This window comes from Pseudomonas libanensis, assembly GCF_001439685.1.
GTDB lineage: Bacteria > Pseudomonadota > Gammaproteobacteria > Pseudomonadales > Pseudomonadaceae > Aquipseudomonas > Aquipseudomonas libanensis.
On record NZ_JYLH01000001.1, the window covers coordinates 178,783 to 205,655 of the forward strand.

Annotated in this window: 27 protein-coding genes and 1 pseudogene; 9 read left to right on the plus strand and 19 right to left on the minus strand. The window is 59.8% G+C overall.

Annotation, left to right across the window (positions count from 1 at the left end; genetic code table 11):
- Positions 1–7: 7 nt before the first annotated feature.
- From rimK to rimA, 3 genes are read right to left on the minus strand one after another with little or no spacing between them, the layout of a single operon-like run.
- The gene (gene rimK / locus TU73_RS00725) at positions 8–913 is read right to left on the minus strand and encodes a 30S ribosomal protein S6--L-glutamate ligase (RefSeq protein ID WP_003187674.1); all 906 of its coding nucleotides are present in this window, start codon (positions 911–913) and stop codon (positions 8–10) included.
- Positions 910–1,392: a retropepsin-like aspartic endopeptidase RimB gene (rimB, locus tag TU73_RS00730; protein WP_043047386.1), complete on the minus strand. Its 483-nt coding sequence runs from the start codon at positions 1,390–1,392 to the stop codon at positions 910–912. Before rimB ends, rimK begins: the two co-directional genes overlap by 4 nt.
- Positions 1,393–1,405: 13 nt before the next feature.
- Complete coding sequence (rimA, locus tag TU73_RS00735; protein WP_057010549.1) at positions 1,406–2,185, minus strand: S6 modification regulatory phosphodiesterase RimA; 780 nt, start codon at positions 2,183–2,185, stop codon at positions 1,406–1,408.
- A gap of 116 nt (positions 2,186–2,301) precedes the next feature.
- On the opposite strand from rimA, the gene TU73_RS00740 reads away from it, so the two are divergent.
- The gene (locus TU73_RS00740) at positions 2,302–2,709 is read left to right on the plus strand and encodes an RNA-binding S4 domain-containing protein (protein WP_056847212.1); all 408 of its coding nucleotides are present in this window, start codon (positions 2,302–2,304) and stop codon (positions 2,707–2,709) included.
- A 75-nt stretch (positions 2,710–2,784) separates the two neighbouring features.
- Here TU73_RS00740 and TU73_RS00745 read toward each other — a convergent pair whose 3' ends face one another.
- A complete protein-coding gene (locus tag TU73_RS00745; RefSeq protein ID WP_057010550.1) occupies positions 2,785–3,588 on the minus strand; it encodes a phosphatase PAP2 family protein in 804 nt (267 codons plus the stop codon).
- Between the two features lie 124 nt (positions 3,589–3,712).
- Here TU73_RS00745 and hslO point away from each other — a divergent pair, with 124 nt between their 5' ends.
- Positions 3,713–4,615 carry an Hsp33 family molecular chaperone HslO gene (hslO, locus tag TU73_RS00750; RefSeq protein ID WP_046070424.1) on the plus strand — a complete coding sequence of 301 codons (903 nt, stop codon included), beginning with the start codon at positions 3,713–3,715 and terminating at the stop codon, positions 4,613–4,615.
- Positions 4,616–4,794: 179 nt separating this feature from the next.
- A complete protein-coding gene (locus tag TU73_RS00755; protein ID WP_043047381.1) occupies positions 4,795–6,336 on the plus strand; it encodes a phosphoenolpyruvate carboxykinase in 1,542 nt (513 codons plus the stop codon).
- Between the two features lie 56 nt (positions 6,337–6,392).
- On the opposite strand, the gene TU73_RS00760 is transcribed toward TU73_RS00755, so the two are convergent.
- The 4 genes and pseudogenes from TU73_RS00760 to TU73_RS27910 form a co-directional block, all read right to left on the minus strand.
- Positions 6,393–7,256, minus strand: a complete 864-nt coding sequence (locus TU73_RS00760; protein WP_231984753.1) for a DMT family transporter — start codon at positions 7,254–7,256, stop codon at positions 6,393–6,395.
- Between the two features lie 99 nt (positions 7,257–7,355).
- A pseudogene (locus tag TU73_RS00765) lies at positions 7,356–7,565 on the minus strand (DUF1493 family protein); the annotation flags it as partial.
- Between the two features lie 71 nt (positions 7,566–7,636).
- Positions 7,637–8,236 carry a Fic/DOC family protein gene (locus TU73_RS00770; RefSeq protein WP_057010552.1) on the minus strand — a complete coding sequence of 200 codons (600 nt, stop codon included), beginning with the start codon at positions 8,234–8,236 and terminating at the stop codon, positions 7,637–7,639.
- Entirely contained in the window at positions 8,236–8,406 is a 171-nt protein-coding gene (locus tag TU73_RS27910) for a YhfG family protein (protein ID WP_003187692.1), read from the minus strand. Before TU73_RS27910 ends, TU73_RS00770 begins: the two co-directional genes overlap by 1 nt.
- A 289-nt stretch (positions 8,407–8,695) precedes the next feature.
- Between TU73_RS27910 and TU73_RS00775 the strand changes: the two genes are divergently transcribed.
- On the plus strand, positions 8,696–10,633 hold the full coding sequence (locus tag TU73_RS00775; RefSeq protein WP_057010553.1) for a RecQ family ATP-dependent DNA helicase: 1,938 nt from the start codon (positions 8,696–8,698) through the stop codon (positions 10,631–10,633).
- A gap of 12 nt (positions 10,634–10,645) precedes the next feature.
- A complete protein-coding gene (locus tag TU73_RS00780; RefSeq protein WP_057010554.1) occupies positions 10,646–11,077 on the plus strand; it encodes an acyl-CoA thioesterase in 432 nt (143 codons plus the stop codon).
- Between the two features lie 146 nt (positions 11,078–11,223).
- Here TU73_RS00780 and TU73_RS00785 read toward each other — a convergent pair whose 3' ends face one another.
- From TU73_RS00785 to fdhD, 3 genes are all read right to left on the minus strand, one after another.
- Positions 11,224–11,706 carry a glycine zipper domain-containing protein gene (locus TU73_RS00785; protein ID WP_057010555.1) on the minus strand — a complete coding sequence of 161 codons (483 nt, stop codon included), beginning with the start codon at positions 11,704–11,706 and terminating at the stop codon, positions 11,224–11,226.
- 350 nt (positions 11,707–12,056) lie between these two features.
- A complete protein-coding gene (locus TU73_RS00790) occupies positions 12,057–14,405 on the minus strand; it encodes an FdhF/YdeP family oxidoreductase (protein WP_057010556.1) in 2,349 nt (782 codons plus the stop codon).
- Entirely contained in the window at positions 14,402–15,241 is an 840-nt protein-coding gene (gene fdhD / locus TU73_RS00795) for a formate dehydrogenase accessory sulfurtransferase FdhD (protein ID WP_057010557.1), read from the minus strand. Before fdhD ends, TU73_RS00790 begins: the two co-directional genes overlap by 4 nt.
- Positions 15,242–15,483: 242 nt before the next feature.
- Here fdhD and lysM point away from each other — a divergent pair, with 242 nt between their 5' ends.
- Positions 15,484–15,924, plus strand: coding sequence for a peptidoglycan-binding protein LysM (lysM, locus tag TU73_RS00800; protein ID WP_057010558.1), 441 nt, complete (start codon positions 15,484–15,486; stop codon positions 15,922–15,924).
- A 47-nt stretch (positions 15,925–15,971) separates the two neighbouring features.
- On the opposite strand, the gene yrfG is transcribed toward lysM, so the two are convergent.
- Positions 15,972–16,634 (minus strand): GMP/IMP nucleotidase, encoded by a 663-nt coding sequence (gene yrfG, locus TU73_RS00805; protein ID WP_057010559.1) that lies wholly within the window; start codon positions 16,632–16,634, stop codon positions 15,972–15,974.
- A gap of 87 nt (positions 16,635–16,721) precedes the next feature.
- On the opposite strand from yrfG, the gene nudE reads away from it, so the two are divergent.
- A complete protein-coding gene (gene nudE / locus TU73_RS00810; protein ID WP_043047369.1) occupies positions 16,722–17,288 on the plus strand; it encodes an ADP compounds hydrolase NudE in 567 nt (188 codons plus the stop codon).
- Positions 17,285–18,121, plus strand: coding sequence for a 3'(2'),5'-bisphosphate nucleotidase CysQ (gene cysQ / locus TU73_RS00815; protein WP_043047368.1), 837 nt, complete (start codon positions 17,285–17,287; stop codon positions 18,119–18,121). Before nudE ends, cysQ begins: the two co-directional genes overlap by 4 nt.
- Positions 18,122–18,169: 48 nt before the next feature.
- Here the strand turns inward: cysQ and TU73_RS00820 are convergent, their stop codons facing one another.
- From TU73_RS00820 to rfbB, 7 genes are read right to left on the minus strand one after another with little or no spacing between them, the layout of a single operon-like run.
- Complete coding sequence (locus tag TU73_RS00820; protein WP_057010560.1) at positions 18,170–18,625, minus strand: thioesterase domain-containing protein; 456 nt, start codon at positions 18,623–18,625, stop codon at positions 18,170–18,172.
- A gap of 26 nt (positions 18,626–18,651) precedes the next feature.
- Positions 18,652–20,037 carry a sigma-54-dependent transcriptional regulator gene (locus tag TU73_RS00825; RefSeq protein ID WP_057010561.1) on the minus strand — a complete coding sequence of 462 codons (1,386 nt, stop codon included), beginning with the start codon at positions 20,035–20,037 and terminating at the stop codon, positions 18,652–18,654.
- Positions 20,034–21,842: a sensor histidine kinase gene (locus tag TU73_RS00830; protein WP_057010562.1), complete on the minus strand. Its 1,809-nt coding sequence runs from the start codon at positions 21,840–21,842 to the stop codon at positions 20,034–20,036. Before TU73_RS00830 ends, TU73_RS00825 begins: the two co-directional genes overlap by 4 nt.
- Before the next feature lie 34 nt (positions 21,843–21,876).
- Positions 21,877–22,758, minus strand: coding sequence for a dTDP-4-dehydrorhamnose reductase (rfbD, locus tag TU73_RS00835; protein WP_057010563.1), 882 nt, complete (start codon positions 22,756–22,758; stop codon positions 21,877–21,879).
- Positions 22,755–23,300, minus strand: a complete 546-nt coding sequence (gene rfbC / locus TU73_RS00840) for a dTDP-4-dehydrorhamnose 3,5-epimerase (RefSeq protein ID WP_057010564.1) — start codon at positions 23,298–23,300, stop codon at positions 22,755–22,757. Before rfbC ends, rfbD begins: the two co-directional genes overlap by 4 nt.
- Positions 23,297–24,172 carry a glucose-1-phosphate thymidylyltransferase RfbA gene (rfbA, locus tag TU73_RS00845; RefSeq protein WP_057010565.1) on the minus strand — a complete coding sequence of 292 codons (876 nt, stop codon included), beginning with the start codon at positions 24,170–24,172 and terminating at the stop codon, positions 23,297–23,299. The genes rfbC and rfbA overlap by 4 nt, the downstream gene beginning before the upstream one ends.
- Positions 24,169–25,251 (minus strand): dTDP-glucose 4,6-dehydratase, encoded by a 1,083-nt coding sequence (rfbB, locus tag TU73_RS00850; protein WP_057010566.1) that lies wholly within the window; start codon positions 25,249–25,251, stop codon positions 24,169–24,171. The genes rfbA and rfbB overlap by 4 nt, the downstream gene beginning before the upstream one ends.
- Positions 25,252–25,688: 437 nt before the next feature.
- Between rfbB and aguA the strand changes: the two genes are divergently transcribed.
- A complete protein-coding gene (aguA, locus tag TU73_RS00855) occupies positions 25,689–26,795 on the plus strand; it encodes an agmatine deiminase (RefSeq protein ID WP_057010567.1) in 1,107 nt (368 codons plus the stop codon).
- Positions 26,796–26,873 lie beyond the last annotated feature (78 nt).

Sequence of the window (26,873 nt, forward strand, 5' to 3'; positions counted from 1 at the left end):
TAGGCTTTTAGCCCTTGCCCTTGGTCCGAGTCATATTCGGCCCACCATTCTTCTCCAAGTGCTGAATGATGATCCCTGCTACATCCTTGCCGGTGGTGGTCTCGATCCCTTCCAGGCCCGGCGATGAGTTCACCTCCATGACCAGGGGACCATGGTTGGAACGCAGGATATCCACCCCCGCTACACTCAAACCCATCACCTTGGCTGCCCGCAGCGCAGTCATGCGTTCTTCCGGGGTGATCTTGATCAGGCTGGCGCTGCCGCCACGGTGCAGGTTGGAGCGGAACTCACCGGGCTTGGCCTGGCGCTTCATGGCTGCAATCACCTTGTCGCCCACCACGAAGCAGCGGATATCCGCACCGCCGGCTTCCTTGATGTATTCCTGCACCATGATGTTCTGCTTGAGGCCCATGAATGCCTCGATGACTGACTCCGCTGCCGTCGCAGTTTCACAGAGCACTACGCCGATGCCCTGGGTGCCCTCGAGCACCTTGATCACCAGTGGCGCGCCATTGACCATTTCGATCAGGTCGGGGATGTCATCCGGGGAGTGGGCAAACCCGGTCACCGGCAGGCCGATGCCCCGGCGCGACAGCAGTTGCAGCGAACGCAGCTTGTCTCGCGAGCGTGCAATGGCCACGGATTCATTCAGGGGAAACACCCCCATCATTTCAAACTGGCGCAATACCGCGCAGCCATAAAATGTCACCGAGGCACCGATACGCGGGATCACCGCATCGAAGCCTTCCAGGGGTTTGCCCCGGTAGTGGATCTGCGGTTTGTGGCTGGCAATGTTCATGTAGGCACGCAACGTATCGATCACCACCATTTCATGGCCACGTTCGGTGCCGGCCTCGACCAGGCGGCGGGTGGAATACAGACGCGGGTTTCGCGACAGCACAGCAATCTTCATGCAGCACCTGGGGCAGAAATAGTGGAGACCGGGAACACCGGCTTGTCTTGAACGTACTTGACGCCGGGGCTGACCACCAATTGGCCGTCAATCAAGGCTTTGGAACCGAGCAGCAGGCGATAGCGCATGGCCTTGCGGCAGGCGAGGGTGAACTCCACCCGCCACACCCGATCGCCCAGCGCCAGGGTGGTACTGATCACATAGCGCACCTGCGCATGACCGTTGGAGCTCTTGATGGTTTTCATCGTCACCAGGGGCGCTTCGCAGCGGCGGTGACGCAGCTGCACCACGCTGCCAAGGTGCGCGGTAAAGCGCACCCACTGTTCACCGTCGCGCTCGAAGGGCTCGATATCGGTGGCGTGCAGGCTTGAGGTGCTGGCACCGGTGTCGATCTTTGCGCGCAGGCCCGCCACTCCCAGGTCGGGTAGTGCCACCCACTCACGCAGACCCACAACGGTCAAATGGTCAAATGTCTTCAATATGGGTAACCGGTTAATTCGCCCAGGCCTGAGGAGAAACCTCGGCCAAGGCTTTGAATGCGGGCCTGGCGAACCAGTAGCCCTGCATCAGAAATATTCCACAGTCGAACAGGAAGTCGCGCTCGCCGGCACTTTCGATACCTTCGGCGATGACAGTAACCCCCAACTGCTCACAGATTGTGACAATCCCCTGGACGATCACCTGGCGGACACGGTCCTGGTCGACATCGCGGATCAGTGCCATGTCGAGCTTGATCAAGTCAGGTTGGAAATCGGCCAGCAGATTCAGCCCCGAATAGCCCGCGCCGAAATCGTCGATGGCGGTCATGAAGCCGAATTCGCGATATTCACGCAGAATATTGGTCAAATGGCGATAGTTATCTACGTGCTCGTGTTCCAGGGTCTCGAAAATCAGCCGGTCCAAAGGAAAGTTATGCGCCCGCGCTGCCGCCAGGGTGCTGCGAATACACAGCTCAGGCCGGTATACGGCATTGGGCATGAAATTGATGGACAGGCGGGTTTGCATCCCCAGGGCAGAAGCCCCGGCGATAGCCTGTGTACGGCAGTGCTGGTCGAAGCGATATCGGTTGCTTTCATTGACCCGCTCCAGCACCCACAGCGCGCCTTCGCCTTGCGTGCCCCGTACCAGGGCTTCGTGGGCGAAAATAGAGTGATCCCGAAGGTCTACGATAGGCTGGTAGGCGAAAGCGAAATCGAAGCCCAGGGGCTCGCTTTGCTGGCAACCCACGCAAAGCTGGTCAGGCGAGGTGAGTGAAACGGGAAAGTCGGTCACAGCGGATCCTCGCGAAATCAGGGTACTACCTGTCGTATCTTAGGTGAGCCTTGGGGTTTATGCGTCGAAGGGTTTCAACGGTAAAGTTGCGACATTTTTCAGAGCGAGGAATTCAAGTGGCTCAAAAGCAGGAAGAGGAAGAAAAGGTCCGGCTGGACAAGTGGTTGTGGGCGGCGCGGTTCTATAAGACTCGGGCCCTGGCCAAGGCCGCTATCGAGAGTGGCAAGGTGCACCATCGAGGCGAGCGCTGCAAACCGGGCAAAGAGCCGCGTATCGGTGATGAGTTTCAGATTCGTACAGGTTTTGATGAAAAGACTGTCGTGGTGCAGGCGCTTTCTGCCGTGCGCCGTGGGGCACCCGAAGCGCAGGCGCTGTACACCGAGACCGAAGCGAGTATCGCCAAGCGCGAAAATGCAGCGGCCATGCGCAAGGCTGGAGCGACTGGAATGACCACCGATGGCAAGCCAAGCAAGAAGCAGCGCCGTGATCTATTCAAGTTTCGCGGCAGCGGTAACGACGACTGATTACACCAATCCCCAACTCGAAGGGATCAAAAATATGGGAGGGGGCAAGCCCCCTTCCACATTTAGCCTTCGGTGTTAAAGGGTTGTGCGCATGACACTCAATCGCCCGATCACCGGCAGTTTGCCCAGCAACCCGAACACCGGCGCAGTTACCCGCAACAGGAACCCCGACACCTTCGCGGCAAACGGCGTGTAATACCCCCACCCCAGCGCCAACAGCGCCAGCAGCACCCCACCGATGTAGTCATCCTGGCCCCAGTGTGCGCCGGCAACCAGTCGCGGCGTCATGAACAACAGCGCCAGGCCCCAGATCACCAGCACCTGGCTGACGCGCTTGGCAAACACCGTCATGAACATCCCCCAGATCAACAGCACCGAAGCGTGATCGCCGGGGAAGCTCTGGCTTGAGCGGTCCTTCAACTCCCAGGTTTTTTCCAGCCCAGGGAAAAAATCACTCATTTGAATCGCGCCGCTGATCACCATCGACGGGCTACTGTGTTGCCAGCCCATCTGGGCCGCGAGCTTGGAGAACAGCATGCGGATAAACAGCAACAGCAGCAGAATGCCTAGAAAACCAAAAAACGCCTGGCGCACCTGCACGGCCTTGAACACCCAATCGCCGCGAATCAGCAACGCCAGCAAAATCACGCCGACCACCGCATCAAATGGCCGCAGGCTGGCCACGGCCCACACATGCAACCAGGTCGAGCTGGTCGCCAGCGGATCATTGAGCAGATGAAACAGCCACTCGTCGAAAATTACACAGAGCATCTGGCCCGTGGGCCACAGCCAAAAACACAACAGCCCGATAGCGAGTAGATTGCAAAGAGCCCATCGCCGGAGGTTCCAGTTGGCTTGGAACAAACCCGGATTGTTCATAAACTGTCCCTCATCGCTCTATTAAGCTCCTTGTTTTCAGGAGAAGTCGCACCAACATGGTGCTAAAGCGTTTAATTTTATAAACCTTGTAATCATTTTGTCATCACTTCAGATACCCAGACCTATGACCGATCTACCGGATACCGACTTCACCCAACGCTTTATCTTCGATGAGAGCGACGCCCGCGGCGAGATGGTCTCGTTGGAGCGCAGCTATGCCGAAGTCCTCGCTAAACATGCCTATCCGGAGCCGGTCGCGCAGTTGCTCGGCGAACTGATGGCAGCCGCGGCGCTGCTGGTTGGCACGATGAAGTTCGACGGCTTGCTGATCTTGCAGGCTCGCTCCGAAGGGCCGATCCCCATGCTGATGATCGAGTGCTCCAGCGAGCGCGAAATCCGCGGCCTGGCTCGTTATGAAGCGGACCAGATCGCTGCGGACGCCACCCTGGCCGACCTGATGCCCAACGGCGTACTGGCCCTTACCGTCGACCCGACCGAAGGCCAGCGCTACCAGGGCATCGTCGACCTTGATGGCAAAACCCTGTCGGAATGCTTCACCAACTACTTCGTGATGTCCCAGCAAGTGGGCACCAAGTTCTGGCTTAACGCAGACGGCAAGCGCTCCCGTGGCTTGCTGGTGCAACAACTGCCGGCCGACCGCATCAAGGATGACGATGATCGCGCTGAAAGCTGGCGGCATATCATCGCCCTGGCCGACACGTTGAAGGCCGAAGAGCTGCTGGGCCTGGACAACGAAACCATCCTGCACCGCCTGTATCACGAAGAGGCGGTGCGCCTGTTCGATGCACAGGGGCTGCGCTTCAATTGCAGTTGCTCGCGCGAGCGTTCGGCCAATGCCTTGGTGAGCCTGGGGCTGGAAGATGCACAAAACCTGGTGGTGGAACACGGCGGCCATATCGAGATCGACTGCCAGTTCTGCAACGAGCGTTATCTGTTCGATGCCGCGGATGTAGCCCAATTATTCGCCGGAGCAGGTATCGACACCCCTTCCGACACCCGCCACTAAAACGTTTAAGCACAGGTAAATTACCTGTCGAATGCCGGATTAGAGGCGTTCTGACGGGAGGGCCCTACTCTTTTTGGGCTTTTCTGGCATAATCCGGCCCACTTTTTTCGCGGTAGTAGTGCGCAACTTTCTACTACAAAACGTTTGGAGCACTCGGCCATAGGCCGACGGGGAACCTCATGACGCAAGCCAATAACGCCGTATACACCGATCTGAGTGTTGACGATCTGGTCAAAGAAGCCCTGCAGCGCGGTGAAGGCGTGCTTGCCGATACTGGCGCGCTGGTCGTAGAAACCGGTCATCGTACCGGGCGTTCGCCGGTTGACCGTTTTATCGTTGAAGAGCCTTCCACCCAGGACGCCATTGCCTGGGGCCCGATCAACCGCAAGTTCCCGGCCGACAAGTTCGATGCCCTGTGGGCTCGCGTCGAGGCGTTCAACAACGCGCAAGAGCATTTTGTCTCCCACGTGCATGTAGGTGCTTCCGAAGACCACTACCTGGCCGTGAAAATGACCACCCAGACTGCCTGGCAGAACCTGTTCGGTCGTTGCCTGTTCATCAACCCGGCCCAGTACAATCCGGCCGGTCGTGAAGAGTGGCAAGTGCTCAACGTGGCCAACTTCGAGTGCGTGCCAGAGCGTGACGGCACCAACTCCGACGGTTGCGTGATCCTCAACTTCGCCCAGAAAAAAGTGCTGATCGCCGGCATGCGTTACGCCGGTGAAATGAAAAAGGCCATGTTCTCGGTGCAGAACTTCCTGCTGCCGGCCTCCGACGTATTGCCGATGCACTGCGCCGCCAACATTGGCGAAGCAGGCGACGTGACCCTGTTCTTCGGTCTGTCCGGCACCGGCAAGACCACCCTGTCCGCCGACGAAAGCCGTTACCTGATCGGCGACGACGAACACGGCTGGGGCGAAGGCGTGGTGTTCAACATCGAAGGCGGTTGCTATGCCAAGTGCATCGACCTGTCCGAGAAGAACGAACCGGTTATCTGGAAAGCCATCAAGCACGGTGCCGTGCTGGAAAACGTGGTGATCGACGATGCCAAGCACGCCGACTACGCTGACGTCAGCCTGACCCAGAACAGCCGTGCCGCCTACCCGCTGGAGCACGTTGCCAAGCGTTCCGAGAAGAACCTGGGCGGCGAGCCAAACGCGGTGATCTTCCTGACCTGCGACCTGACCGGCGTACTGCCGCCTGTGTCGATCCTCAGCGAAGAACAAGCGGCCTACCACTTCCTGTCCGGCTACACCGCGTTGGTGGGCTCGACTGAAATGGGTTCGGGTAGCGGCATCAAGTCGACCTTCTCCACCTGCTTCGGTGCGCCGTTCTTCCCACGCCCGGCTGGCGAATACGCAGAGCTTTTGATCAAGCGTATCCGTGGTTTCGGCTCCAAGGTCTACCTGGTCAACACCGGCTGGACCGGCGGCGGCTACGGCGTCGGCAAACGCTTCAACATCCCGACTACTCGCGGCGTGATCGCCGCGATCCAGAGCGGCGCGTTGATCGGTGCGCAAACTGAACACCTGGACACCATCAACCTCGACGTGCCATTGGCCGTACCGGGCGTTGAAACCGGCCTGCTGAACCCACGTAACACCTGGGCTGACAAAGCCGCCTACGACGAAGCGGCGAAAGCGCTGGCGGGCCTGTTCATCGAGAACTTCAAGAAGTTTGAAGTGAGCGATGCGATCAAGGCTGCGGGTCCTAAATTATAAGACTTAGCTGTTGTGAAAAAGCCGCCTCTGTAGGCGGCTTTTTTGTGCGCGCAGGGTTAGTGGGCGATGTGCAGCACCACCGCGCCGACCAGCACCAGCAAAACCCCGAGCACCTGTACCGCCGACAAGCGCTCCTTGAAAAACACAAACCCCAGGATCGCCGCAATACCGCCCGATAGCGTACTGATCACCGTCACCACCGATACCGACCCCGCCATCGCACCCCACGAAAACGCCGAGAACCCGCCGAGGTTCATCAGGCTTGCACCGGTCAACGTCGCGCAATTTTTCAGCGGTGGGATCTTCAGGCCATCCTTGATTTTCAGCACCATCACCACCAGCACGCACAGGCCAACCAGGTACCCCAGCCATAGCATGGTGATCGGCCCCAGCGCCGGCAGTGTGTAGCGGCCTTGCAGCCAGAAACTGGTGCCGTACAGCGTTGCTGCGAGTATGGCGTAGGCAATGGACAGCCGCGGGTTGTTGTGGGGCGTGCCGTTGTCCTTGTGGATGCTGGACAGGACCACGCCAATCACGCACAGGGCGATGCAGCCCAGTTGTATCAGGCTGATGTGCTCACCGCTGGCCCAGGACAGCAGGGTGGTCACTACACCATAAGAAGTGACCAATGGCGCGACGATGGCGGCTTTGCCCAAGGCGAACGCCTTGGACAGTGCGAGGGCGCCGGAAACAGTCAGCAGGGCGGCTGCGATGCCCAGGAGCCAGACGCTTAACGGCGCATCGAGGGATTTGAAAAGGTAGGTCGGGAATATGACCAGCAGCAAAGTCATAATCAGAAAGCCGAGGGCCTGGCCAAAATACACCGCGCGTTTAACGCCAACGGCGCGGGCATTGAGGCCCACCAGAAAGTCCGTGCCACCCCAGAGCAGGGCGGCCAGCAGGCCCATTAGTACGTCCATGTAAGGTCCTTGTTATGTATACCGCTCGCCAGAATAGCGCAGAACCAATGTGGGAGAGGGCAGACCCCCTCCCACATTTGGATCTCAGCGCTCTTGGGATCAGCTCAGGTTTTCCAAGGTCTGCGCGTCCCACTTGTGAGTCTTGGTCGCCAGGTGGAGCATACTGATGGTCAGCGGTATTTTGTCGCCACGGCCTTTGGCGCGTCGCTTCAAGAATACGTCGAACATCGGCGGCTGAAAGTAACGATAAGCGTCGTAGTCGCTTAGGTCGACCCCGAAATCCTGTTCCAGCGCCTGCATGAATTGCTTGTGCAGTGGATTGCTGTGTGTGAGTTGGCCGGCAGCTGGGTGCAGTTATATGCGTTGCGTTCTTGGTTCGATCAGGCTCCGGGAGGCTTACTGATACACCGCTCAAAAATCGCCTCCAGTCCTCGATAGTCACACGCCACTGCATCAATATTTGCCGGTATCCATGCCGCGTGTTTCACCAGCCACCAATTCACCGAAAACCCCGCATTCACGATGATCTGTTCAAACAGGATCCGCTGTGCCCGTCCATTGCCTTCGCGGAAGGGATGGATGACATTCAGATCGCCATAAGCTTCAGCGATGTGGTGTACGAGATCGGCCTGGGACGCGCCGGCATACCAATTGGCTTCCTGCATACGTCGAATGATTTTCGCAGCTTCCGGCGGGATACGCTCCGGAGTGCAGAACAGTGTGTCACCTTTCTGGATGTTGACGCTGCGCAGCTCGCCAGCCCAGTCGTAGATGTCGCCAAACAGGATACGGTGAATGTGTTGCAGACGTTCGAGGTCGTAGGGCGGCGCAAAAAGCGGAAGGTTGCCTACTGCAATTTCGGATAACTCCCGCTCGGCCTGATGCAGGCGGTGTTCGTCGAGCAAATCGAGGCGGTTGCGCAGGACGCTGCTATCCGGGTAGCAGTACGGGTCCTGGCCCACTCCGTATTTGTCGAGCATCAGCGGGAGGTGTTGCGGTACTTGGCCAGGACGGCTTCGCGGGTCGGCAAGGGCTTGTCGACATCGGTTGGTTGGGTATCGAACCCTTCCAGGCGCAGGCTGGCCAGGTAATTGGAACGGCGGATCTTGTGATAGTGATCCTGTTTTTGCTCAAACGTCAGTTCGCTCATTGCAGCGTACTCCTGGTTAGCAAGGCTTTGATTGTAGCGCAATGCATCATCGTACAGGCAGGTTAAAAAACCACCAACAACCCGAACACGGGAGCGCGGGCAAGGCCACGCCCTACATTCGATTCTGCCGCTTCCTGCTATTTTCTAGGAAAAGTCCCACTTCGGCCCAGGGCCATCCCTCGCCCTGTGTATCATTCTGTCTCTTTTTTTCTTGTGACCTTTCTCGATTCGCTGAGGTTCCCAGGCTATGTTTTGGAGCCAACCCAGCGGTCAATGGAGTGACAGCCTTATGCACGACACCCTCCGGCAGGTCTTCGGTTATCCACAGTTTCGCTTGGGCCAGGAAGAAACGGTCAGCGCCGTCCTGGCTGGGCGTTCCGCTGCGGCCATTTTCCCTACGGGGTCGGGCAAGTCCCTGTGTTATCAGCTGTCGGCGGTGCTGCTGCCACACCTGACGCTGGTGGTGTCGCCCTTGCTGGCACTGATGCAGGACCAGTTGGGTTTCCTGCAGCGCCACGGTATTTCGGCTGGCAGTATCGATTCGGCCCAGAGCCGCGATGACGCCAATGATGTCATGGCTCGTGCGCGTTCGGGCGAGCTGAAAATCCTGATGATTTCCGTGGAACGCTTGAAGAACGAGCGCTTCCGTAACTTTTTGCACAGCGTGCAGATCTCGCTGCTGGTGGTGGACGAGGCGCACTGCATCTCCGAGTGGGGCCACAACTTCCGCCCGGACTATTTGAAGCTGCCGGACTACCAGCGCCAGTTCAATATCCCGCAAGCTTTGCTGCTGACCGCGACGGCCACACCCAAGGTAATCGCCGACATGCAGGCCAAGTTCGCGATTGCCCCCGGGGATGTGGTGACTACCGGCTTCTATCGGCCCAACCTCAACCTGCTGGTGGAACCGGTCAGCGGCCAGCACAAGCGCCGCAGGTTGGTTGAATGGATGAAGGAACGGGCCAACCAACCGAGCATCGTCTATGTCACTTTGCAAAAAACCGCCGAGCAGATTGCCGAGCATCTGAACCGCCACGGCATTCAGGCCGAGGCTTACCACGCGGGGTTGCCCCACGATAAACGCGAGGGCATCCAGCTGCGTTTCATGGGTGGGCGTTCCAATTGCATCGTCGCAACCATCGCGTTCGGCATGGGCATCGATAAAAGCGATATCCGCAATGTGGTGCACTTCGACCTGCCAAAGTCCATCGAGAACTACAGCCAGGAAATCGGCCGTGCGGGGCGTGACGGGCAGCCGTCGGATTGCCTGGTGTTGGCCAATCGCGACAGCCTCAATGTGCTGGAAAATTTCGTCTACGGCGACACGCCGGAGCAAGAGGGCATTGGCCGCGTCCTTGAGGAATTGCAAGCCGCACGCAGCGAAGGCCAGTGGGAGTTCCTGCTCAGGTCGCTGTCCGATCACAGCAATATTCGCGAGCTGCCGCTCAAGACGCTGCTGGTGCAATTGGAGCTCAAGGGCGTGATTGCACCGCGCTACGCGTTTTATGCCGAATACCGTTTCAAATACCTGGTCGAGCCCGACGCCCTGCTCGCACGGTTTTCCGGTGAGCGGCAGCAGTTTGTCGCGGCGATCATCCTGGTGTGCAAGCGTGCGAAAACCTGGGCAACGGTGGATTTCGACGCGCTGTATCAACAGCACAATGCCGAGCGCAGCCGGGTGGTAAAGGCGCTGGATTACTTCCAGGAACAGGGCCTGATCGAGCTGGAAAGCAAGCAGATGACCGAGGTCTACAGTTTTCTCGACACCGATTTCGATCCACGGGTGTTGAGCGCCGAGTTATACACAGGCTTCAAGCAGCACGAAGTGACGGAGGTAGCGCGGATTCACGCCATGCTCGACCTGTTCGCCACCGAACACTGCCTGGGGCAACGCCTGGCGCAGTACTTCGGCGATGAGAACGCTCCCCAGCGTTGTGGACATTGTTCGGTGTGCCACGGCCATGTCGCCCATCTGCCGCCACCGCCAAGCCTGCCGCCACTTGTGGATAAAAGCTTCATGGGGCTGTGCGGCGATTTTATCCACAGGCATCATGAGCACACTGGCGAGCTACCCGGTGCCGAGCGGCTGACGCGGTTTCTCGGCGGTATCAGCGTACCGTTGTTTACCAAGTTGAAGGCGCGGGGCATTCCCGGTTTTGCTGCGCTGGAAGACTACCCCTACGCTGAGGTGCGCGACTGGGCCCACGCTCAATTGGATCTACTTTGACGAGACTTGCCGATGCCTGACTCAACGCCCCTGCGCGCCGATTACCGCTACTTCCAGCCGATTACCACGCGCTGGCACGACAACGATGCCTACGGCCATGTGAACAACGTCACCTACTACGGCTTCTTCGATACGGCAGTGAATACCTACCTGATCGAACAGGGCGGGCTGGATATTCACGACGGTGAGGTGGTGGGATTCGTGGTGAGTTCGGCGTGCGATTATTTTGCGTCGATTGCCTTTCCCGAGCGCATTGAAATCGGCCTGCGAGTGGGCAAGCTGGGTAACAGTTCGGTGCAGTATGAGCTGGCGGTGTTCAAGGCGGGGGAACAGGAGGCGTGTGCGGCGGGGCGCTTCGTCCATGTGTTTGTGGACCGAGCCTCGAACCAGCCAGTGCCGATTCCGGGGATGTTGCGCGAAGCGATGCAGCGCTTGGTGGTTTGAGGCACCTACAAACAACCCAGACCAAATGTGGGAGCCGGGCTTGCCCGCGATGGCGCAGTATCAGGCAGTACGTCTAAACCTGATTCACTGCTATCGCGGGCAGGCCCGGCTCCCACATCGGATGTGCTCGTCAGAGCGCGTATTTATCAGTCGCGATAACGGTGCTTGTTCTTGCGATGCCCATAGGCATGGCCGCGGCCAGGGTGGCCATCGCGGTAGTAGCGACGGTCGTCACGGTCACGGTCGCGATAACGGCGGTCGTCGCGATCGCTTTCGTTGCCCATGTAGTTGCCCAGTGCACCACCTGCACCCCCGCCGGCCGCTGAGCCGATCAGTGCACCGGTGCTGCCGCCGACACTGCGGCCCACGACGTTGCCGCCGGCTGCGCCCAATGCGCCGCCAATGGCGGCTTCGCCTCGGCTGCGCTTGTCGGCACCGACCGCACTGCCGCCCGCGCCGCCCAGGGCTGCGCCAATGGTCGAGCCGGTGTTGCCGCCCAACTGTTGGCCGACAACAGAACCTAGAACCCCGCCCAATGCGCCGCCTACACCGGCTTCGGTGGTGCCACCGGCCATGGCTGCGCCACTGACCAGGCCAAGGGACAACAAGAGAATCGAGGAAAACTTCATTCAGGGAAACCTCAAGGGGATGACGGCGCGATCCTGAGGTTGTATCGAGACGCTGACAATCGAAATCCGACCGGCGGCAGAGGTTGTATACAATTTGCTAAGTTACTGTTTTTTATCGGGAACTTAAGTTGTTTTTGCAGGTCTTTAGCTACTTCGGAACGGCCGCTTTTATGCAAAAGCGGCCTTTTTTTTTGTCTGCCGAATGTGGGGTGCTTGTGCTGGCCTCTTCGCGGGCAAGCCCGCTCCCACATTAGATCGGTTCACACAGTCTCAATTGTGAACCCATTCCAGTGTGGGAGCGGGCTTGCCCGCGAAAGCGGTAGTTCAAGCAACACACATTTCGGATCAAGTCAGGCCGAGCGCGCCATGATCAACCCAGTATCACTCGCCGCCTCCAGGCGAATCGCGACGAACTTTGACGTCGGCGTGTGGCTGCCCTCGCCAGTGCTTTCCAGCGGCACCAGTGGATTCACCTCCGGGTAGTACGCCGCTGCCTGCCCCGCCGGAATATCAAACGCCAGCAAGGTAAAGCCCTTCACACGGCGCTCACGGCCATCCTCCCACAACGACACGATGTCAGCCTTCTGCCCTGGCTTGAAGCCCAGGCGGATGATGTCGGCTTCGTTGACGAACAGCACGTCACGCTGGCCCTTGACCCCGCGGTAACGGTCGTCCAGGCCGTAGATTGTGGTGTTGTACTGATCGTGGGAGCGCATCGACTGCATGATCAGGTCCGGCACCCGGCCCGTGGCATGGGTGCGTTCGTGGATCAGGTCCTTGGGCAGGATGTTCGGGCGGAAGTTGGCGCGGCCCGATGGTGTATTCCAGCGGCGTGCACCGGCCGAGTTGCCAAGGTAGAACCCCCCTGGGTGCTTGATGCGCTCGTTGAAGTCCTTGAAGCCCGGGATGGTGTCGGCAATCAGGTCGCGAATGCGCCCGTAATCGGCCACCAGCCAATTCCAGTCCACCGGTTTGCTGCCCAAGGTGGCGGCGGCAATCCCGGCCAGGATCGCCGGTTCGGACTTCATCTGCGCCGACAGCGGCGGCAGTTGGCCATTGGAGCCATGGACCATGCTGAACGAGTCCTCCACCGTCACCGCTTGCGGGCCGTCGGCCTGGATGTCGATATCGGTACGTCCCAGGCACGGCAGGATCAGCGCGTCTTTACCGTGCATCAGGTGGCTGCGGTTGAGCTTGGTGCTGATCTGTACGGTCAGGTCGCAATTGCGCAACGCTTCGAAGGTGCGCAGGCTGTCTGGCGTGGCTTGGGCAAAGTTGCCGCCCAGGCCGATAAACACTTTGGAGCGGCCTTCGAGCATGGCGTGAATCGCTTCCACCACGTTGTGGCCGCTGTCGCGTGGCACCTGGAACTGGAAGCGACGCTCCAGCGCGTCAAGGAAGGCTACCGGTGGGCGTTCGTTGATGCCCATGGTGCGATCGCCCTGCACATTACTGTGGCCCCGCACAGGGCACAGGCCGGCGCCTGGGCGGCCAATATTGCCGCGCAACAGCATCAGGTTGGCGATTTCCTGGATGGTCGGTACCGAGTGGCGGTGCTGGGTGATACCCATCGCCCAGCACATGATCACGTTCTTGCCTTTGGCGTACATGCGCGCCGCTTGCTCGATCTCAACCAAGGCCAGGCCGGATTGCTCGACGATTTCTTCCCATGAGGTGTCGTCAATCTGGCCCAGATACTCCAGTACGCTGGTGGTGTGCTCGTTGAGGAAGTCATGGTCGAAAACCGCTTCCTTGCCTTCGGCCAGAGCCTCGCGTTCCCACAGTAGAAGGAACTTGGCCATGCCACGCAGGATGGCCATGTCGCCGCCCAATGCGGGGCGGAAGTAGGCGGTATTGGTTGGCTTGTCACCGTTGGTGAGCATTTCCAGCGGATGTTGCGGATGCTGGAAGCGTTCCAGACCGCGCTCTTTCAGTGGGTTGATACACACCACCTGGGCGCCGCGTTTCACCGCTTCGCGTAGCGGTTCAAGCATGCGCGGGTGGTTGGTGCCGGGGTTCTGGCCCCAGACGAAAATAGCGTCGGCATGTTCGAAGTCGTCAAAGGTCACGGTGCCTTTGCCCACGCCCACACTCTGGGCCAGGGCTACGCCGCTGGCCTCGTGGCACATGTTCGAGCAGTCCGGGAAATTGTTGGTGCCGTATGCGCGTACAAACAACTGGTACAGGTAGGCGGCTTCGTTGCTGGCGCGGCCCGAGGTGTAGAACTCGGCCATGTTCGGGCTGGGCAGTGCGTTGAGGTGCTTGCCGATCAGGTCGAAGGCCGCTTCCCAACTGATGGGCATGTAGCGGTCGGTCGCAGCGTCATAGCGCATCGGCTCGGTCAGGCGGCCTTGGTATTCCAGCCAATAGTCGCTTTGCTCCAACAATGCGGTGACGCTGTGCTTGGCGAAGAACGCCGCATCGACGCGGCGCTTGGTGGCTTCCCAGTTGACCGCCTTGGCGCCGTTTTCGCAGAACTTGACCATGCCGCTTTCCGGCGAGTCACCCCAGGCGCAGCCCGGGCAATCGAAACCGCCGTTCTGGTTGGTCTTGAGCATCATGCGGATGTTTTTCAGCGCATTGTCACTGGTCAACCAGGCTTGCGCCACGCTGATCAGCGCGCCCCAGCCGCCAGCCGGGCCTTTATAAGGCTTGTAGCGCGGGGTTGGGGTTTGGTCGGCTTGGTGGTGAAGGCTCATGGCAGGAACTCCATCGCTGGGCTGTAGACCCGCGGCGCGCTTTTCTGCGGCAGGTGGATGAGATTGAGGTTGTGCCGGCGCGCCCATTGAAGGGCCAAGCCAGTAGGCGAGGACAGGCTGACCAGGGTCTGGATGCCGGCGCGCAGGACTTTCTGGATCAGTTCGAGACTGCAGCGACTGGTGACAATGGCCAGGCCACCGTTGGTCGGGATGTGTGCGCGGATCAAGGCGCCGATCAATTTATCCAGGGCGTTATGCCGGCCGATGTCCTCGCGACCCACCAGCAATTCGCCCTGATTGTTCATAAACACCGCCGCATGCACTGCGCCGCTGTACTGGCCCAGAGGCTGGAATGCACTGATGCGCTGGCGCAGGCCATCGAGCCATTCGGCGGGCGGCAAGGGCGCGCCGGGCAGCACTTGCAGGTCTGGCAGTGCCTGTTCAACCGCTTCTACTCCGCACAGGCCGCAACCGCTGGTACCCGCCAATTGGCGGCGCTGCTGCTTGAGGTTCCAGAATGCACGGCTGGAAATCTGCACCTGAGCATATTGGGCAGAGCCGGAGCCGCTGATTTTCAGGTCATAGATGTCGCTGACGTCGGTGATAATGCCGCTGCCGAGGCTGAAGCCGACAATGAAGTCTTCCAGGTCCGTGGGCGTCACCAGCATCACCGCCTGGCTGATATCGTTATAGGCAATCGCCAACGCCACCTCTTCGGCCAGTGCAGTACTGGCGATTTCTGTGTGTCCAAGATTGCAATATTGATAGCTCTGGCTGGCGACGGGCGCGGTCGTTTCGAGTGCGGGCGCCGCGCAGGTTGGGTGCTTGGCGTTCATGGGGCAGTACCACCGGCGGATTGATCAGTGTTTAGACTAGGCGCGACAAAGGGTCGCGTCTAATCGCCAGTATTGATCTATTGATAGATGGCGTCGATCAAGGTTCACACGCTCTTTCGTTGCGCTTATTCCAAGCACGGGTGATTGGGATACTTTTTAGTCTTTTGCCAGTCAGGAACCCAAGTCGGCAGGACTGGTCTAGTCTTGGGCATCTGATACATAAACCCCAAGGAGAGCGCACCATGAGTCTATTAAGCTTTGTTAAGGAAGCCGGCGAGAAGTTGATCGATCTGTTGACGCCGGGTAATGCGAACGCCAGTGAGCAGTTGAAGGATCATGTGAGCAAGGTGGGCCTGGGTAATCCAAACGTGCAGACCACGGTGGAGGGCGACAAGGTCACGGTGACTGGTGAAGTGGCCACGCAGGAAGAGAAAGAGAAGATCCTGTTGGCGTTGGGTAACATTGCCGGTGTGGCAAGCGTGGATGATCAGATCACTGTCACCGGCCCAGTAGTGGTGGCTTCACGCTTTGTTGTTGTGAAGAGCGGTGACACTCTTAGCGCAATCTCTAAAACGGTCTATGGCGACGCGAATAAGTACGACAAGATTTTCCAGGCTAACAAACCACTGTTGTCGCACCCGGACAAGATCTACCCAGGCCAGACACTGCGCATTCCTGATTAATACGCAGAACAAAATGTGGGAGGAGGCAAGCCCCCTCTCACATTTGATCAGAGCCCGGCAATGAGATCGCGGTAACCTTCTACTGCTGCAAACTCTGCCGTGTCCTTTTGTCCTTTTTTGCTATCTGGCTCTTTCACCGCCAGCAAGTGCCCCACGCCGAAATCCCGGGCGCTGCGCAGTATCGGCAAGGTGTCATCGATAAACAGGCTACGGGCCGGATCGAAACGGATGTCGGCTTGCAAGGCTTCCCAGAATTGCGGGTTTTCCTTGGGAAAACCGTAGTCGTGAGAGCTGATCAAACGCTCGAAATACGGCGCCAGTTCAATGCGTTCCAGCTTCAATGACAGCGAATCACGATGAGCGTTGGTGATCATGATCACGCGCTTGCCGGCCTGTTTGATCGCCGCCAGGAACGTATCGGCATCCGGGCGCAGGGCGATCAGGTGGGCGGTTTCCAACTTGAGTTCGCGCACAGGGATCTTGAGCTCGGCGCTCCAGAAATCCAGGCAATACCATTGCAACTGTCCGGCGTTACGCTCAAACAGCGGTTGCAGCTCCATTTCGGCCATGGCCTGGCTCACGCCGTGCAGTTCGGCGTAACGCTGGGGCAAGTGCTCCATCCAGAAATGGTTGTCGTAATGCAGGTCGAGCAAGGTGCCGTCCATGTCCAGCAGGACGGTGTCGATGGCGTGCCAGGGCAAAGAGGGCATGGTGCGTTCTCATGTAAGTAAAGATATCCGACACAGACAATCGGAAAAGCCACGGTATAGTAACCCGATCACGCCAAGGAGCCGCTTATGCGCCAGAAACCCACTGTCCTCGCCCGCGAAATAGTCGCCAGTAGCCGTTTGTTCCGCGTGGAGGAAGTGCAATTGCGCTTTTCCAATGGCGTTGAACGGACCTACGAGCGTCTGGTGGGTCGGGGCACGGGCTACGGCGCGGTGATGATCGTGGCGATGATCGATGAGGATCATGCGCTGCTGGTGGAAGAGTACTGCGGTGGCACCGACGAGTATGAACTGTCCTTGCCCAAAGGTTTGATCGAGCCGGGCGAGGATGTGTTGGCGGCGGCGGATCGCGAACTCAAGGAAGAAGCCGGTTACGGCGCACGGCAGCTGGAGCACATCACCGAACTGTCGTTGTCGCCTGGTTATATGAGCCAGAAAATTCAGGTGGTGCTGGCCACCGATCTGTACGAAGAACGCCTTGAAGGCGATGAGCCTGAACCGATGCGCGTGGAGCGGGTCAACCTGCGTGAGTTGTCGGCGCTTGCGCAAAACGAGCAATTCAGCGAAGGCCGCGCCTTGGCTGCACTGTACTTGGTAAGAGACCTGTTGACCCAGCGTGGAGCGTTCAACGCATGAGCGAACTGTTTTTAGGCCACCCGTTTATCGCCCCTGTCATTGAACTGGCACGCCAGGCCGGTGAAGCCATCCTGCCGTACTGGCGCGCCGATGTCGCCGTGACTTCAAAAGCGGATGATTCGCCGGTAACGGCTGCCGATCTGGCCGCCCATCATCTGATTCTCGCTGGTCTTACTGCTCTGGATCCGAGCATTCCGGTACTGTCCGAAGAGGATGCCGATATCGATCAAAGCGTGCGAGCCGGCTGGCAGCGTTGGTGGTTGGTGGATCCGCTGGATGGCACCAAGGAATTCATTTCTGGCAGCGAAGAATTCACCGTCAATATTGCCCTGATCGAACAGGGTCGGGTGGTATTCGGCGTGGTATCAATGCCAACCACTGGCCGTTGCTATTTCGGCGGCGCGGGCCTTGGGGCTTGGCGTTCGGATGTAAATGCCGCGCCCAAGCAGATTCAAGTACGCCAGACCCCGGCTGCGGGCGAAGCGTTTACCGTGGTGGCCAGCCGTCGCCATACCAGCGCGGAGCAAGAGCGCCTGCTGGATGGTTTGAGCGAAGGGTTGGGTGAGCTGAAACTGGCGAATATTGGCAGCTCGTTGAAGTTCTGCCTGTTGGCCGAGGGCAGCGCCGATTGCTATCCGCGCCTGGCGCCGACGTCACAGTGGGATACTGCGGCGGCCCAGGGGGTGCTGGAAGGGGCAGGGGGCGAGGTGTTGGAGTTGAATGGTCAGCCGTTCAGCTACCCGGCACGGGAATCATTGTTGAACCCATTCTTTTTAGCGCTGCCCGCGAAGGCTGCATGGCGCGAACGCCTATTGACCCTGGCAAGGTCCTAAGGCCACAGCCGTTCAAAATGTGGGAGGGGGCTTGCCCCTCCCACATTTTTAGCGGTGCAGGACGTACTGGCCGGTAAAGGTTACTGCCCTCTCTGCGCTGCCTGCATTCACAATCCATGTCTCCAGCACCAACCGCGCCCGCCCATAACGCTTGTACGTTGCCAAAAAACGCTTCCACACCTTCTCTTCCGGCGCTGCGCAAATGGCTGTCGCATCCTGCGTCACCGGCAGTGGATAACTGATCTGCCCTTCCTGAATCACGATATGCCCGTCTTCAATCCCTTCTTCGCGCAATTTCAGGTGCAGCCAACCCCAACCCGCGAGCACGGCGCCGCAATAAAGGCTGCCGCCAAACATGGTGCTCTTGTGGTTGATGTTGGCTTGCAAGGGTAAATGCAGATGCAGTTGGTCGTGCTGCCAGTCGAGCACCTTCAGACCCATCTCCCGGGTAAGGGGGATATCGTGGTGCAGAATGGATTCCAGATAACGGCTGTCGCGGCTCATGTAGGCCTCTTGGCAGGTTGCGGTTGTCACTCGTCGTCAGCGCTGTGGTTGGCGCTGTCGGCGAAGTTCAGGCCGTGCTTGCGCAGTTTGTCGTGCAACGTCTTGCGCGGCACGCCCAGGGCTTCGGCGAGGCTGCGCACGGAACTGTGGGGGCGGGTCAGTTCGGCGGCGATCAGGCTCTTCTCGAACTGCTCGACCTGCTCGCTCAGGCCGCCGGGGGTGGAGGTCAGCACGCCAGCTGCCGGGTTGTCCTGGGTGTTATCCAGCGCCAACTCCAGGCCCAGAGCGAAACGCTCCGCAGCGTTTTGCAGTTCGCGCACATTGCCGGGCCAGCTGTGGCGCAGCAATAGCGCGCGCTGGCCCGGTTGCAGCTCATGCAGGGGCAGGCCATGGCGGCTGCTGGCCTCGTCGGCGAAGTGCTGGAACAACATCAGCGCATCTTCGCCACGTTCGCGCAGGGGCGGAATGCGTAGCGGCGCGACATTGAGGCGGTAATACAAGTCAGCCCGGAAACGGCCCTGGTCGGCGGCCTGGCGCAGGTCTTCCTTGGTGGCGGCGATAATGCGGATATCCAGCGGGATCAGCTGATTGCCCCCCAGGCGCTCCACCACGCGCTCCTGCAACAGGCGGAGCAACTTGACTTGTACATCCAGGCTCATGCTTTCGATTTCATCGAGGAACAGCGTGCCGCCATTGGCGAACTCGAACTTGCCGATGCGGCGTTTCTGCGCGCCGGTAAACGCGCCCGGCTCATGGCCGAACAGTTCGCTTTCCACCACCGATTCGGCCAGCGCTCCGGCATTGATCGCCACAAACGGGCCGCTGCGGCGGCTCGACAGGTCATGCAATGCACGGGCGACGACCTCCTTGCCCGCCCCGGTTTCGCCCAAGATCAAGACATCGGCCTTGGTCGCGGCCAGAGCCCCAATTTGCTCACGCAGGCGCAACATTTGCGGCGAGTGCCCCACCAGGCGTGTGCTCAGTTGCTGGCGATCACTGAGGGCCAGGCGCAGGCTGCGGTTGTCCAGCACCAGGCGGCGCAGGGCCAGGGCGCGGCGTACGCTGTCGAGCAGGGCGTCACTGGCGAAGGGTTTTTCCAGGAAGTCGTAAGCGCCGGCACGCATGGCTTGCACCGCCAGCGGCACGTCGCCGTGGCCGGTGATCAGCAGCACCGGCAGGTCCGGGTCCTGGCCGTGCAGTTCGGCCAGCAGTTCCAGGCCATCCATGCCAGGCATGCGGATATCGCTGACCACCACCCCCGGCCAGTCGCGGGACAGGCGTGCGGTGAGGCCGCTGGCTTCGCCCAGGGGCAGGACTTTCAGCCCGGCCAGGTCCAGGGTCTGGCACAAGGCCTGACGCAGGTGGGGATCGTCGTCGATCAACACCACCTGAATCTGGTTATCGATACTCATACACTGCGGTCCTCGGACGGTTGCAGACTGACGCCCGGCGAGCCGGCACGCAATTTCAAGGTTAACAGCGCGCCGCCTTCCTTGTGGTTGGCGAACAGCAGTTCGCCGCCAAAGGCACGCATCAGGGTGTCGCAGATCGCCAGGCCCAAGCCCAGGCCCTGGGTGCGTGTCTTGGTGGTGTAGAACGGCTCGCTGGCGCGGCCCAGGGCTTCCATGCAAAAGCCCGGGCCATTGTCGCGAATGTACAGGTTGACGCCCTGTGCAGTGGTTTCGGCACTCAGCCAGAGTTTGCGCGGCGGGCCTTTTTCGGTGAGGGCGTCGAGGGCATTGGCCAACAGGTTGCCCAGCACTTGGCGCAAGCGGGTTTCACCGGCCTGTACCCACAGGGTTGCCTCCGGCAGGTCGCGGATCAGCTCCACTTCCATCGAGCGCCGCCGCTTGGCCAGCAACGCCAGGGCGTCGTCCAGCGCCGGTTGCAGGGCCACGCTCTCCGGTGCATGGCGGTCACGGCGGGCGAAGGCGCGCAGGTGGGCGATGATCGAGGCCATGCGCCCGGTCAACTCGCTGATCAGCTTGAGGTTGCCGCGGGCATCGTTGGTGCGCTCGTGGTCGAGCAGGATTTCGGCGTTTTCGGCATAGCTGCGAATCGCCGCCAGTGGTTGGTTCAGTTCATGGCTGATGCTCGCCGACATGGTCCCCAGTGCCGAGAGTTTGCCGGCCTGCACCAGGTCATCCTGGGCGCGTACCAGTTCCTGCTGGGCGTGCTCACGTTCCAGCACTTCCTGTTTCAGGCGCCGGTTCAGGCCTTCCAGGTCGCTGGTACGCTCGGCCACGCGCATTTCCAACTCGCGGCGGGCCTTGGCTTCGAAGGCGATGCGTTCCAGGTAATGCCGGCGGCGCTGCATGATCAAGCCCAGCAACAGCATCAGCACCAATAGCGTGGCACCCCCGACGGCCATCACTGTGCGCACCGGGCGGTTGATCAGCGAGCGCGGTGCAAGGATTTCCACGTTCCAGCCGGTCTCGGCGATGGCCGTGGATTGGCGCAGCCAGGCGCTGCTGCTCAGGCTCAGCGGTTGCGGGTCGCGAGTCGGGTAGGGCTGGATGGCAATGATGGCCTGGCGTTCTTCGGTGGTCAGTGGCCGCGTGGCGCGGAACCGCCATTGCGGGCGTGAGGTGAGGATCACCACGCCGTTGTGGTCGGTGACCAGCAGTTGTTCCGGGGTCTTGCCCCACAGGCTCTCGGTGTGGTCCAGGTCGACCTTCACCACCAGCACACCGATGATAGTGTCGCCATCACGTACCGCGGCGGCAAAGAAGTAGCCGCGCTTGGCCGAGGTGGTGCCCAGGCCGAAAAAGCGCCCCAGGCGCCCGGCCATGGCCTCGCTGAAATACGGACGAAAGGAAAAATTACGCCCGACAAAACTGTCTTGTTTGTCCCAGTTGGACGCGGCCAGGGTCTTGCCGGTGGTATCCATCAAATACATCACTTCCACCCCGGCCTGGGTAGCGACGTCCTTGAGCAGCAGGTTGGCGTTGACCAGGTGGGTGCTGACCTGGGGCGCGTCCAGCGCGGTGCGCAGGGCCGGCAAGTCACCGAGGATCTGCGGCAGCACTTCGTAGCGGTGCAGGGTGCCCAGCAGGTTGGCGACGTAGAGGTCGAGGGTCTGACGGTTCTGCCCGGCCAGTTCGCTGCGGTAATAGCGCTCGGCCAGGTGCTCCAGGGGCCACAACAGCGGCGCCAGGCATAATGCCAGCAGGGCAAGGCTGCGCCAGCGGGGTCTTCGCGCAAGGGGTGGAGTCATGGGGATCGCGCCTGTGGGTACAGGCGCATTATGCCTAGTGCTGCTGTGCAAGACACTCTTGCAATGCGTCCTGCCACTGCGGCTGGCTGACCTGCCATTGCTGCTGCAGCCGCGTGCAGTCCAGGCGCGAGTTCAGCGGGCGCTTGGCGGGGGTCGGGTAGGCGCTGGAAGGGATCGGCTCCAGTTCGGCACAGGCTCGGCCTTCGGCCCGCAGTTGCGCGCCAATGGCCTCGGCGAAGCCGAACCACGAGGTTTCGCCCTGGGCGGTGAGGTGATAGACACCCCATTCCCCGGCCTTGCCCGCTTGCCACTGCTCAATCAGCACACGGGTGCTGTCGGCGATGGTCCCGGCCCAGGTCGGCGCGCCGATCTGGTCGGCCACGATGCGCATCTGCGGTTTTTCCTGCAGCAGGCGTTGCATGGTCAGCAGGAAATTCTTGCCGTGGCTGGAATACACCCAGCTGGTGCGCAGTACCAGGTATTGGCCACCCACGGCCGCAATCGCCTGCTCGCCTGCCAGCTTGCTCTGGCCGTAGACACCCAATGGGTTTGGCGTGTCGTTTTCGGTGTAAGGGGCAGGTTTGCTGCCGTCGAACACGTAGTCGGTGGAGTAGTGGATCAGCGGGATGCCCAATGCCTTGGCTTCCTCGGCGAGGATGCCGGGGGCGACAGCGTTGATGGCAAAGGCTGCGTCCGGTTCGCTCTCGGCCAGATCGACGGCGGTGTGCGCGGCCGCGTTGATGATCAGGCTGGGACGATGGGCGCGTACCTGTTGGCGGATGCGGTCGGCGTTGGCAAGGTCAAGCTGGTCGCGGCCCAGGACGATGAGCTCGCCCAGGCCCTGGAGCTGATGTTGCAGCTCTTGGGAGACTTGGCCGTGTTGGCCGGTGATGAGGATTTTCAGGGGAGTTGTCACGGGAATAAGTCCGCGTCTTTCAGGCTTTTGCCGTTTTGATCCTTGGCGGACAAGGTCGGTGGACCATTGAGTTGCCAATCGATATTGAGGTCCGGGTCATCCCAACTAATGCAACGTTCAGCAGACGGTGTGTAGTAATCCGTGGTCTTGTAAAGAAACTCTGCGTAGTCGCTGAGCACCACAAAGCCGTGGGCAAACCCCGGTGGGATCCAAAGTTGGCGGTTATTTTCGGCAGACAGGCGCACGCTGGCCCATTTGCCGAAATGCGGAGAGCTGCGGCGGATATCCACCGCCACGTCCAAGACTTCACCGGCAGTCACACGCACCAGTTTTCCTTGGGCGTGCTCTACCTGATAGTGCAGGCCCCGCAGCACGCCTTTTTGCGAGCGCGAGTGATTGTCCTGCACAAACTGCAGGTGCAGTCCGCTGGCCTTTTCAAACTCGCGGGCATTGAAACTCTCATAGAAAAAGCCGCGCTCATCGCCAAAAACCTTCGGCTCGATGACCAATACGCCGGGCAGCTCAGTGGCGCTCACATTCATTTAGGGTTCCCGGCAAGAGTGTACAAGTACTGACCATAACCGGTTTTGCCAAAATACTTGGCGCGCTCCAGCAGATAGTCACGGTCTATCCAGCCATTTTCGTAGGCGATCTCTTCCAGACAGGCCACTTTCAAGCCCTGGCGGTGTTCGATAGTCTGTACGTAAGTCGAAGCTTCCAGCAGGCTGTCATGTGTGCCGGTGTCGAGCCAGGCAAATCCACGGCCGAATCGCTCGACGTGCAGGTCTCCGCGCTTGAGGTAAGCATTATTGACGTCGGTGATCTCCAGCTCGCCGCGTGGCGAAGGCTGGACCGCCTTGGCGATCTTGATCACGTCGTTGTCATAGAAATACAGGCCGGTGACGGCATAGCTGGATTTAGGCGCTGCCGGTTTTTCTTCGATGGACAGGGCACGGCCGTCTTTATCGAAGTCGATCACGCCAAAACGCTCCGGGTCTTTGACCCAATAACCGAACACCGTGGCACCCGATGGGCGTTGAGCTGCGTTGCGCAGTTGATCGCCGAAATGCTGGCCGTGGAAGATGTTGTCCCCCAGGATCAAGCACACCGGATCGTCACCAATGAACTCTTCACCGATGATAAACGCCTGGGCCAGGCCATCCGGCGAAGGTTGCTCCGCATAGCTGAAGCGCACACCGAACTGGCTGCCGTCGCCTAGCAGGTTACGGTACTGCGGCAAGTCCACTGGTGTGGATATCACCAGGATGTCCTTGATCCCCGCCAGCATCAGCACCGAGATCGGGTAGTAGATCATCGGCTTGTCATATACCGGCAACAACTGTTTAGACACGCCCAGGGTAATGGGGTGCAAACGGGTGCCGGAACCGCCGGCCAATACAATGCCCTTCATCATGCGATCAAATCCTTTGCGTCAGTGTTGCCCAGTCGTTCACCTTGATAACTGCCGTCCTGGACCCTGCGGCACCATTCCAGATTATCTAGGTACCACTGCACGGTTTTGCGCAGGCCGGTCTCGAAGGTTTCTTCCGGGACCCAGCCCAGTTCGCGTTCGATTTTGCTGGCGTCGATGGCATAGCGTTGGTCGTGGCCTGGGCGATCCTTGACGAAGGTGATCAGGTCAGTGAATTTTTCCACGCCGGCTGGGCGTTGCGGCGCCAGCTCTTCCAACAGGGCGCAGATGCCACGAACCACGTCGATGTTCTTCTGCTCGTTATGGCCGCCGATGTTGTAGGTCTCGCCCACAACCCCAGTGGTTACCACTTTAAGCAGCGCGCGGGCATGGTCCTCGACGAACAGCCAGTCACGCACCTGCAAGCCATCGCCGTACACTGGCAGCGGCTTGCCCGCGAGGGCGTTGAGGATGACCAGTGGGATCAATTTTTCGGGGAAGTGGAACGGCCCGTAGTTGTTCGAGCAGTTAGTCAGCAGCACCGGCAGGCCATAGGTGCGCTGCCAGGCGCGTACCAGGTGGTCGGAGGCCGCCTTGCTCGCGGAGTACGGCGAGCTGGGGGCGTATGGCGTGGTCTCGGTGAAGAGGTCGTCCACGCCGTGCAGGTCGCCGTAGACCTCGTCAGTGGAGATGTGGTGGAAACGGAACGCGCTTTTCGCCGGTTCTGCCAGCTTCTGCCAGTAGGCCCGGGTGGCTTCCAACAGGCTGTAGGTACCAACGATGTTGGTCTGGATAAAATCCGACGGGCCGTCAATGGAACGGTCGACATGGGATTCAGCCGCCAAATGCATGATGGCGTCAGGCTCGAAGCGCGCAAGTATGGCGCTCACGGTGGCCTGGTCGATGATATCGGCCTGGACGAACTCATAGCGGCTGCTGGACGCGATACTGGTCAGCGACTCAAGGTTGCCGGCGTAGGTCAGCTTGTCCAGGTTGAGCACTTCATGCTCGGTGTGTTGAATCAAGTGCCGGATCAGGGCCGAGCCAATAAATCCGGCGCCGCCGGTGATGAGAATGCGCATGTCGAGGGCCTTTTCCTTAGACGGACATTAAGCGAAAGAAGCATAGCTTGAGTTGTGAATCGGGCCGGCGCAAGCGCCGCGAGCATAAGGGATTGATTAAAGTCCCTGAACAATGGCGATATAGACGTCTGAAAAAACAAACGCCGTCACAATGTTGTTGTCCCTGTTGCCCCATCGTGCCTGTTCGAGCGGCACTATGGACAGCACGCATGGCGGCTTTGTTCTGAAAATCTGCCGTGATGACCACGCCACGACTGGGCTCAGCATGCAGCCCGCCATCGTCTGGGGCGTAAAGACGCCAGATGGATCAGTTGTCGCTTGTCGATAGTTATCGACTATTTCATGTTTTTATCAATGCAAATCCTGTTAAGCAGCTTTTAAAGCCGATTTTTATCCGTTATAAAGTCGGCCTTCACCCATTCGGAGTCCTGAACGCCATGACCACCCTGCACAGCACCCCTCGCGCCGATGGCTTCCACATGCCTGCCGAATGGGCGCCACAGACCCAAACCTGGATGATCTGGCCTGAGCGCCCTGACAACTGGCGCCTGGGCGGCAAGCCGGCGCAGGCAGCCCATGTGGCCGTGGCCAAGGCCATTGCCCGCTTTGAACCGGTGACCGTTGCAGTTTCCGCCGGCCAGTACGAGAACGCCCGTGCGCGCCTGGATGTGCCCAATATCCGCTTGGTGGAGATGTCCAGCGACGATGCCTGGGTGCGGGATACCGGCCCGACGTTCGTGATCAACGACAGTGGCGAAGTACGTGGCGTGAACTGGGATTTCAACGCCTGGGGTGGTTTCGATGGCGGCCTGTATTCGCCGTGGAACCGTGACGCCCAGGTGGGTGGCAAGATTCTCGAGATCGAACGGGCGCCGCGCTACCGTACTGAAGGCTTTGTGCTCGAAGGCGGTTCGATCCATGTGGACGGCGAAGGCACCCTGATCACCACCGAAGAGTGCCTGTTGAATCGCAATCGCAACCCGCACCTTGATCGAGCAGCGATCGAGGCAGTGCTCAGCGATTACCTGGCAGTGGATAAGATCATCTGGCTGCCGGATGGCCTGTTCAACGATGAAACCGACGGCCATGTGGATAACTTCTGTTGCTACGTGCGTCCGGGTGAAGTGTTGCTGGCCTGGACTGATGACCCACAAGATCCGAACTACGCACGCTGCCATGCGGCCATGGATGTACTGCAAAACAGCACCGATGCCCAAGGCCGCTCGTTCATCGTGCATAAAATGCCGATCCCGGGGCCGCTGTATGCCACTGAGGAAGAGTGCGCCGGTGTCGACCCAGTGGACGGCAGTCAAGAGCGTAATCCGACCGTGCGGTTGGCCGGCTCCTACGTCAACTTCCTGATCGTCAACGGCGGCATCATCGCGCCGAGTTTCGACGACCCGCTGGACAGCCAAGCCAAGCAGATCCTGCAGAACCTGTTCCCCCAGCACGAGGTGGTGATGGTGCCGGGGCGTGAACTGTTACTGGGAGGCGGCAATATCCATTGCCTGACTCAACAACAGCCAGCCCCGCAGAGAAATTGAGTGCAGTTGTAACAACGCCTTGATGGCAAGCGGGGCACGGTGTGATTGCGGTGTTCCCGGCAAGCCCGCGGCCCAGCC

What these genes read in the sequence shown, in the direction of transcription:
- rimK (WP_003187674.1), bottom strand. Translation starts at nt 913, where the DNA reads ATGAAGATTGCTGTGCTGTCGCGAAACCCGCGTCTGTATTCCACCCGC.
- TU73_RS00745 (WP_057010550.1), bottom strand. Translation starts at nt 3,588, where the DNA reads ATGAACAATCCGGGTTTGTTCCAAGCCAACTGGAACCTCCGGCGATGG.
- hslO (WP_046070424.1), top strand. Translation starts at nt 3,713, where the DNA reads ATGACCGATCTACCGGATACCGACTTCACCCAACGCTTTATCTTCGAT.
- TU73_RS00755 (WP_043047381.1), top strand. Translation starts at nt 4,795, where the DNA reads ATGACGCAAGCCAATAACGCCGTATACACCGATCTGAGTGTTGACGAT.
- TU73_RS00760 (WP_231984753.1), bottom strand. Translation starts at nt 7,256, where the DNA reads ATGGACGTACTAATGGGCCTGCTGGCCGCCCTGCTCTGGGGTGGCACG.
- TU73_RS00770 (WP_057010552.1), bottom strand. Translation starts at nt 8,236, where the DNA reads ATGCTCGACAAATACGGAGTGGGCCAGGACCCGTACTGCTACCCGGAT.
- TU73_RS27910 (WP_003187692.1), bottom strand. Translation starts at nt 8,406, where the DNA reads ATGAGCGAACTGACGTTTGAGCAAAAACAGGATCACTATCACAAGATC.
- TU73_RS00775 (WP_057010553.1), top strand. Translation starts at nt 8,696, where the DNA reads ATGCACGACACCCTCCGGCAGGTCTTCGGTTATCCACAGTTTCGCTTG.
- TU73_RS00780 (WP_057010554.1), top strand. Translation starts at nt 10,646, where the DNA reads ATGCCTGACTCAACGCCCCTGCGCGCCGATTACCGCTACTTCCAGCCG.
- TU73_RS00785 (WP_057010555.1), bottom strand. Translation starts at nt 11,706, where the DNA reads ATGAAGTTTTCCTCGATTCTCTTGTTGTCCCTTGGCCTGGTCAGTGGC.
- TU73_RS00790 (WP_057010556.1), bottom strand. Translation starts at nt 14,405, where the DNA reads ATGAGCCTTCACCACCAAGCCGACCAAACCCCAACCCCGCGCTACAAG.
- fdhD (WP_057010557.1), bottom strand. Translation starts at nt 15,241, where the DNA reads ATGAACGCCAAGCACCCAACCTGCGCGGCGCCCGCACTCGAAACGACC.
- lysM (WP_057010558.1), top strand. Translation starts at nt 15,484, where the DNA reads ATGAGTCTATTAAGCTTTGTTAAGGAAGCCGGCGAGAAGTTGATCGAT.
- yrfG (WP_057010559.1), bottom strand. Translation starts at nt 16,634, where the DNA reads ATGCCCTCTTTGCCCTGGCACGCCATCGACACCGTCCTGCTGGACATG.
- nudE (WP_043047369.1), top strand. Translation starts at nt 16,722, where the DNA reads ATGCGCCAGAAACCCACTGTCCTCGCCCGCGAAATAGTCGCCAGTAGC.
- cysQ (WP_043047368.1), top strand. Translation starts at nt 17,285, where the DNA reads ATGAGCGAACTGTTTTTAGGCCACCCGTTTATCGCCCCTGTCATTGAA.
- TU73_RS00820 (WP_057010560.1), bottom strand. Translation starts at nt 18,625, where the DNA reads ATGAGCCGCGACAGCCGTTATCTGGAATCCATTCTGCACCACGATATC.
- TU73_RS00825 (WP_057010561.1), bottom strand. Translation starts at nt 20,037, where the DNA reads ATGAGTATCGATAACCAGATTCAGGTGGTGTTGATCGACGACGATCCC.
- TU73_RS00830 (WP_057010562.1), bottom strand. Translation starts at nt 21,842, where the DNA reads ATGACTCCACCCCTTGCGCGAAGACCCCGCTGGCGCAGCCTTGCCCTG.
- rfbC (WP_057010564.1), bottom strand. Translation starts at nt 23,300, where the DNA reads ATGAATGTGAGCGCCACTGAGCTGCCCGGCGTATTGGTCATCGAGCCG.
- rfbA (WP_057010565.1), bottom strand. Translation starts at nt 24,172, where the DNA reads ATGATGAAGGGCATTGTATTGGCCGGCGGTTCCGGCACCCGTTTGCAC.
- rfbB (WP_057010566.1), bottom strand. Translation starts at nt 25,251, where the DNA reads ATGCGCATTCTCATCACCGGCGGCGCCGGATTTATTGGCTCGGCCCTG.
- aguA (WP_057010567.1), top strand. Translation starts at nt 25,689, where the DNA reads ATGACCACCCTGCACAGCACCCCTCGCGCCGATGGCTTCCACATGCCT.